This window comes from Xenorhabdus kozodoii (assembly GCF_002632875.1).
GTDB classification, from domain to species: Bacteria; Pseudomonadota; Gammaproteobacteria; order Enterobacterales; family Enterobacteriaceae; genus Xenorhabdus; species Xenorhabdus kozodoii.
Genome location: NZ_NJCX01000044.1, coordinates 3,741 through 10,283, shown reverse-complemented (window position 1 = coordinate 10,283; position 6,543 = coordinate 3,741). Strand labels below are relative to the sequence as shown.

The 6,543-nt window shown below is 47.5% G+C and carries 8 protein-coding genes; 2 read left to right on the top strand and 6 right to left on the bottom strand.

Annotated features, from left to right (window positions below; genetic code table 11):
• A partial coding sequence (locus Xkoz_RS26460) for a transposase domain-containing protein (protein WP_141554444.1) occupies positions 1 to 86 on the top strand: 86 nt, incomplete at its 5' end.
• 90 nt (positions 87 to 176) lie between these two features.
• Positions 177 to 431, top strand: a complete 255-nt coding sequence (locus tag Xkoz_RS18335) for a hypothetical protein (RefSeq protein WP_244183514.1) — start codon at positions 177 to 179, stop codon at positions 429 to 431.
• A 74-nt stretch (positions 432 to 505) separates the two neighbouring features.
• On the opposite strand, the gene Xkoz_RS18330 is transcribed toward Xkoz_RS18335, so the two are convergent.
• From Xkoz_RS18330 to Xkoz_RS18310, 6 genes are read right to left on the bottom strand one after another with little or no spacing between them, the layout of a single operon-like run.
• Entirely contained in the window at positions 506 to 790 is a 285-nt protein-coding gene (locus tag Xkoz_RS18330) for a PAAR domain-containing protein (protein ID WP_099143392.1), read from the bottom strand.
• The gene (locus tag Xkoz_RS18325) at positions 774 to 1,964 is read right to left on the bottom strand and encodes a type VI immunity family protein (RefSeq protein WP_099143393.1); all 1,191 of its coding nucleotides are present in this window, start codon (positions 1,962 to 1,964) and stop codon (positions 774 to 776) included. Before Xkoz_RS18325 ends, Xkoz_RS18330 begins: the two co-directional genes overlap by 17 nt.
• 15 nt (positions 1,965 to 1,979) lie before the next feature.
• A complete protein-coding gene (locus tag Xkoz_RS18320) occupies positions 1,980 to 3,497 on the bottom strand; it encodes a VRR-NUC domain-containing protein (RefSeq protein WP_099143391.1) in 1,518 nt (505 codons plus the stop codon).
• Positions 3,494 to 5,413, bottom strand: coding sequence for a type VI secretion system Vgr family protein (locus tag Xkoz_RS18315; RefSeq protein ID WP_339373911.1), 1,920 nt, complete (start codon positions 5,411 to 5,413; stop codon positions 3,494 to 3,496). Before Xkoz_RS18315 ends, Xkoz_RS18320 begins: the two co-directional genes overlap by 4 nt.
• The gene (locus Xkoz_RS25495; protein ID WP_339373910.1) at positions 5,374 to 5,673 is read right to left on the bottom strand and encodes a hypothetical protein; all 300 of its coding nucleotides are present in this window, start codon (positions 5,671 to 5,673) and stop codon (positions 5,374 to 5,376) included. Before Xkoz_RS25495 ends, Xkoz_RS18315 begins: the two co-directional genes overlap by 40 nt.
• Positions 5,674 to 5,691: 18 nt before the next feature.
• Positions 5,692 to 6,384, bottom strand: a complete 693-nt coding sequence (locus tag Xkoz_RS18310; RefSeq protein WP_099143390.1) for a type VI secretion system baseplate subunit TssF — start codon at positions 6,382 to 6,384, stop codon at positions 5,692 to 5,694.
• Between the last annotated feature and the right edge of the window lie 159 nt (positions 6,385 to 6,543).

Genomic DNA, 6,543 nt, shown 5'->3' with positions numbered 1-6,543 from the left:
TACGTGATGTCCTGCGCCGGTTACCCACCTGGCCGAACAACCGGCTGAATGAGCTTCTTCCCTGGCCTGAAAACCCGTTTAGCTAAATCCCCCTTTATTTTTATTTGATAAAGCAAGGTGAGATCACCGGACGGTTACCCTGGTTTGAGCGCTCCGGGCTGACACAAGATTTTTATATGAATGCGAAACAGCTTTGCCAGTCACTCGGTAGCCAAATTGCGTCCCGATATGCCCTTGAACAACTCTATGAGGAGTGGGGTAATTTTTATCTTTATGATGGCTGGCTGCGGGAATTTTATGTGACATCAACAGATTATCTGGCGGCCAGTTCAGGTTCCGCCGAGCATCAGGCGAAATGGGCGTTTTGGGCCGAGACAAACCGGTGGATGCGCAATAGCTGGGCGGTGACGGGATTTGCGTGTGGCCGGTAGCAATGTTGCATCGATTTATCAACTAAATGAAATCAGTGGCTGTTAAAACAGCCACTGAAGCGCATCTCAATCGGTCAGGCTAGTCCGTGATAACCCGCTGCAACCAGCGTGCATCCAGATGAACAACCGCAATCCACTTTGTGTCCCTCCAGGGCAACGGCTTTACCTTGTATCGCTGTCAGTGGAGAACCTTCAGCAATAGTCCCCGTACTTTTACAGGCGGGACAAAACACGCTGTCACCGACACAGGCAACCGGTTCACCCTGTTTGGTTAGCCCTGAACCTGTTAGTACGGTGCCGCTTGTGTTGGTGGTATCGCCTTTCAGGATAATTTTTTTCCCGTCAATGGTTGCCCGCATTTTGTTGTACCTCAAGTTCCTTTAGATCTTTCATGTCGTCATGTTCAATCTGGCGCACCAAACGCCATACGGTTGTGCCAGGCGCATTACCTTCAACATCTGGGGCAATATCGCCTTGCAGAATGACGTTCTCCAGGCCTTCACGCCCTTGGGTTGTCCAGTAACCATCGACTCTGGCCGGTTCACCAGCCATCAGCGGGTCAACCTGTAAGGGACCACGGTCATAACGGGCATACCAGAGGGCACTGGTTTTACCGGTGAAATGACCTTCACCATAAGAATGCAGAGAATCACCTTCTTTCATCACATAACGGATAGGCCGGATCAGTTCATTAATAGCTAAATAGCTTTCTGGGACATTAGCAGGTAATGGAGTTAAATCAGGATATTCTCCCGCTTGAATTATCAACCCATTATCATACTTGGTAATAATGATCTCTGGGTGGGTAGACAATTTTTTTCTAATCCATTGCTCATTACCTAATCGTTTAATGAAGCGTTTTGATAACAAAGTAATCCAGTTAATACTACGTATACTATTAAAATAGTGTCTTGCACACATGTGTACGGTAGAGTTAACCTGCATAGTAGGATAACGAATAGCAAGCTGGTATTCTTGCGGCATATACAGATGATAATCCCGCGGTAGTACTACTGTATAACCACAATCACCATGATCTGGATTCAATTGGCTACATAAAAATGTCAACCATTCTATAAATTCAGCTTGTCCTTGTTCTGTAGTTAGAATATCCCACGGTAATACTAGACACAGGTAAGAGCTACCTTTGTTACCTGCTATTTCATATGAATCAATATAGTGCATCCAATATTGAGGGGCTTCACTCACATTTTTTGCATCACTGATATCCCAACCGCATGTCAGATTACCATCGGCATTCAGAATTAATTGCTCAACTTTTGTAATATTTTGATCTGAATATTTTTTCAACCCATCAAATTCATGGGTATGGAATCTTAACTTATCACCGTACATTTCCCGAAATCGGCGATAACAGGCTAAAATCCGTTCTTTTTTTTCACGGGTATAACCTTGTTTAAAAAACAACGTGATTGCCAAACCTAAACGGGTGACGGTAATGTCTCGCTCACTTTGCAGGGTAAATCCCGTTAATTGGGCCTTGATATGCTCAAAATAGGCTTCTTTATTCATAATAATCATTTTTCCTTATGATGCGGTTGCCGCTGTTAATGCGGTAATGCCCGCCACTGCCGCTGTCAGGGTTGCCCATATTGCGGACGCGACACCACCAACAACGCCACCCACCCAGATAATTAAACCCGCCAACAAAACTATAGCGGCAACAACAATAGTTTCAATAATGGTAATGATTTCTTCTCCTATTTTTACCATCAATTGAATTGTACCGTTGCCCAGATCAGCGGCTATCTGATACCAATCGACCTGTTTCAGTGCGTCTATCGTCAAATCGGTATATTTGTATACCGTTTCTACGGCTTCCTTGATTTTAGCTTCAGTGAGGCGAACGATTTCCCTGGTTTTTTCACTGACCCAATGAATGGCATAACTTAGCTTTTTTGTCACCGGATCGATAATTTCATCTGCTATCCATTGCCCTGATTCACGAAACCAGGCACCACAAGCCGCTAATGCCGCGCGGGTTTTATCACTCAGGTAATTGAACCCGCTGGCCGTTAAATCCCATGTCCATTCCCAACTTCGGACAATGGCATTTTTGGCATAAGTCACACTTTCTGATACAAATCTGGCACTCTGATCGTAATATTGCTCTACGCGCTCTAAAAATGATGATTCCTTTTCGGAAGAAAGTGCTATCATCGCTGGAATGGCCGTATGACGCACGGCTAACCACAAACTAAATATAGGTTCGTGTTGCCATTGCTTCTCACTGACTAAGGGAATATTTTTTAGTAATAATTGCTCAATACCTGTATAGCCTGGTATTGGCACTGGTAAAGAAGAAGCCAATCCTTCTATTGCAGGGGGGATAATAGAACGGCTGAATTGCGACAAGTGCTGCTTAATGTTTTCCCGTTCGGCGGCTTTAGCTTCTTCCGTAAGCGTTTCCCATTCCTTTGAATCACGGTTATCCTCAACAACAAAAACCCCAAAACGAGCTTGAGTGGCGATTATTTCATAATCTATTTCCTGCCCTTTCTTCAAAGTATCACCAGGAAACTTCACTTCAATGAGCATCTTGAGGTTATCAGGGTGAACAGAACCATCAAAATATTGACCTTCACGTCCAGGCCAGCGGAGTTGCTTGTTTTTGACCAGAATAATATCTGGTCGCCGGATACTCGTAACACCGAATTTATTCTTTTCCACGTTAGTCAAATGTGAGAATGGGCTTTCTGAATGGGGGAGATTGCCTGCGTATTTAGTTCTTCTTGCCTCACTATTGGCCAGCATTGGTAATGGCACATCATATCCTCTCATAAAGAAAACGACTTCAGCCTTGTATTGCCATAACCAATCGTGAATTTTTTCCTCAACTCTGATGAGGCCACTCATCACTGCTTGTTTTAGCGAAAATGCAGCTCCATTTTTATTTATTCCTGCCTTTGGTGCCCAAATAGCGAAAGCCGCTTTCTTGGCTAAATAACATTGATCCTCATCTTTGGGAAATGCGACTCGCTCCATTTTACATCTCACTGATGTAATGGCTGGACACATACCACCGGGTTGTAATTGTTGGGTCATTTTGATTCCTCCTTAAATTCCATAATGTAATCCACAGGTTGGTTATCCCCCACGTGGTACAGCGTTTTAGTTTTTGCCTTTTTTTGCTCTTCCGGGATACTAAATTCCAAATTTTCAGACTGAGGCGTTTGGACAATCGATGTTCTTCCCGCCGCATCCGTCTTGCCGGAAATCATTTGCCCGGAGGCGGTTTTTATCTGATACAACGTATTGGCCAGCGGTTTATTCGCGTTTTTGCTGTTGGTCAGAATATAACGCCCGGAATAATCAAACAGAGCCTGAGCACCGGCTTTTCCTGCTGCGTGTTCGGTCATGGAAATGGCGGTACCGGATATAGTGATCGCCCCCGTGGGATCGATAATAATCTGACCACCTGAATTGCCAATGGTGATCTGGCCGCTTTGGGATTGCAGCACAATGTGTTTACCGACACGCACTTCCTGATTATCAGTCACTTCCAGCAACTGGCTTTTGCCTATTGTGATGCTTTGCTGTCCGGTGATGGTGCTAGACTGGTTTTTCTCTACCCGCAGCGTCTGGTGACCGGAAACGGATTCGTCATCATCCTGTTTGATAACTGTTTGGCGATTGCGCTGAATCTCTTCAAACTGGTCACGTACTATTGTTATCTTCTGGTCGTTGCCAATACGCTCTTCATGGTCAACATCCACATGAGTGGTACGATTGTTCAGTACCTTGGTATTCATATCCTTCTGGGCATGGATATACACTTCTTCACTGCCTTTGGCATCCTCAAAACGCAGCTCGTTAAAGCCTTCACCTTTATGCGTTTTAGTTTTAAAGGTCGTGCGGGTTTTTTGACCCGGTAAATCCAGCGGCGGACTGTTACGTCCATTGTAGTTGCAGCCAGTCACAATCGGTCGGTCAATATCGCCGTTCAGGTAAGAGATAATGACTTCCTGCCCGATACGGGGAACTGCCATAAAACCGAAGTTGTTGCCGTTCCAACCCTGAGACACCCGAACCCAACAGGACGAACCGTCACCGGGTTTATCGTAACGGTTCCAGTGAAAATGAACCTTAATGGCCCCGAATTCATTGGTGAATATCTCTTCCCCTTCCGGGCCGACAACCGTGGCCAGCTCGTCACCGTCTGCCAGCGGTTTATAGTGATACGGTGGCCGCCAGTCATCAAAGCCGGGGATAAAGGTCATATCGCTGGTTAATGTGGTGCCTTCACCGCCTATTCCTGCTGCTTGCGGCTGAGCGCCATGATGGGTGATGCTCACCACCTGCCAGCGGTCATTCATCGTTTCAGACGGATGCGCACGGAGGGTAAAGATTTTACCCGGCCGTAATTTGATACAGTTAGACTGTGCCGAACCCAGTTTGCTTTCACTGTTCAACTGGTTAAGGCGGATTTTACCCAGGGGCTGTCCCGTTTTGCTCCACGGGAACCGCCCGTAACTTTCAAAAACAGAATGCCCGCTACTGGGTTCTGCATTAGCCTGGGTCTGCATTGGCTGGGAAGGACGCAGGTAATTGTAATCTTTATGGATAAATTCATCCGGGCATAAATATTCCCCGTATTGCCATTGCCAGACGGTGGAATCGGTATCATCCGTGTTGGGTTGGCCGTTGTAGACCAGGGGTAAGGCGGCCGTCATACCGAGGTGGGAGTTGCTGTAAAACAGCTGGTTTTCCTCAAACCAGAAAATAATACCTTCTTCTGCGGCTAGCCGGCACCAGAAATCATAAGCGGATTCCCGCTTCTGGGTAATGTAGTCGCGGGGCGCATGATAACCGGCATTATCATAGAATTTGCTGTCTGCTTTGACCCGGTGCTCTCTCAGCAATGCCTTCAAAATGTCGGGAACAGAAAGGTGCTGGTAAATACGGCTGTCCTGGTTGAGTGTCATCCGCCACATTGCCGGGCGCAGGGTAAAGGTGTACACCGTCCGATTTCCATCGGTATTGCCCTGTGTTGCCCCGCCACGATAGCATTCACTGTGCGTTCAACCACACCGTTGCGCTTGACTGTCAGTGAGGCTTCCCGGTTAAGTTGCTCACGCAAGGGAAGGTTATGGGTGGCGCTGACCACCGTCAGGCTAAGGTGAAACAGCTGGGATAAGTGTTCCCGCAGGGTGAAGTTCACCACCTGAAAGGTGGCCGGCGGGAGCCTGCCGATTTGGCAGGTAAAAACTAAACCATCCATCACGGTATTTCCTTATGGTTACATTAATGGCCGGTATCCCTGCACGGGAGTACGGGATAACGCATAGCGCCTGCCCGCGGTCGTGCGGCAGGTCATCAACAGACGCATATCTTGGGTCAGGCAGAACGGCAGAAACTGGGATATGGTATGAGCAAACATAAACGCTTCCCCTTCATGGTGGTAGGCACTGTCCTCCAGCGTCAGTTCAATCAACAGGCAGCGATGCGGAACCCCTTTAATCAGCCAGTCTTTGGCTTCTGAGTGAACAACCACAATCCCCGCGATCATCCGCTGCAATGCCCGGCTCCGGTTGCGGTCTGTCCCGGCATAAAAATCATAGCCGCGCAGTAACTCTTTCAGTGCGTCAGCGAAATACAGCAAACACGGGCTGGCAGAATAATGTGACAGCAGCGTCCAATAATGGTGACTGTCGGTGAGCGGCGGATAGGGCGACGAAGGGGGTGTCAGGTTTTTGACTTGCAAATTTTCCGGGAGGGTTTCATCTGCATCACACCGCTCACCCGCCATTAATGGCACCGGCTGAAGTTCAAAGGTCATTATCTGGCCGATAAATTTTCGTGCCGGGGGTTGCGTCATCGGCTGCCCCCGACTGTCCCGGAAGACCAGGTCGTATTGCAACCGGCCTAACGCATCTTCCCCCCTTTCCAGTGAATAGAACCAGACCGGTTCGTCATCCCAATAGTGATCCATGCCGGTCAACAAACGATCGGGATAGAAATGGAAAGCCTTACCCCGATCCTGTTCTTCATCCGTAACCGTCCGGTGATCTCACCTTGCTTTATCAGATAAGAATAAAGGGGGATTTAGCTAAACGGGTTTTCAGGCCAGGGAAGAAGCTCATTCAGCCGG

Bases quoted from the DNA above. Each gene is read 5' to 3' on its own strand.
- Xkoz_RS18335 (WP_244183514.1), top strand. From the start codon at position 177: ATGAATGCGAAACAGCTTTGCCAGTCACTCGGTAGCCAAATTGCGTCC.
- Xkoz_RS18330 (WP_099143392.1), bottom strand. From the start codon at position 790: ATGCGGGCAACCATTGACGGGAAAAAAATTATCCTGAAAGGCGATACC.
- Xkoz_RS18325 (WP_099143393.1), bottom strand. From the start codon at position 1,964: ATGAATAAAGAAGCCTATTTTGAGCATATCAAGGCCCAATTAACGGGA.
- Xkoz_RS18320 (WP_099143391.1), bottom strand. From the start codon at position 3,497: ATGACCCAACAATTACAACCCGGTGGTATGTGTCCAGCCATTACATCA.
- Xkoz_RS25495 (WP_339373910.1), bottom strand. From the start codon at position 5,673: ATGGATGGTTTAGTTTTTACCTGCCAAATCGGCAGGCTCCCGCCGGCC.
- Xkoz_RS18310 (WP_099143390.1), bottom strand. From the start codon at position 6,384: ATGGATCACTATTGGGATGACGAACCGGTCTGGTTCTATTCACTGGAA.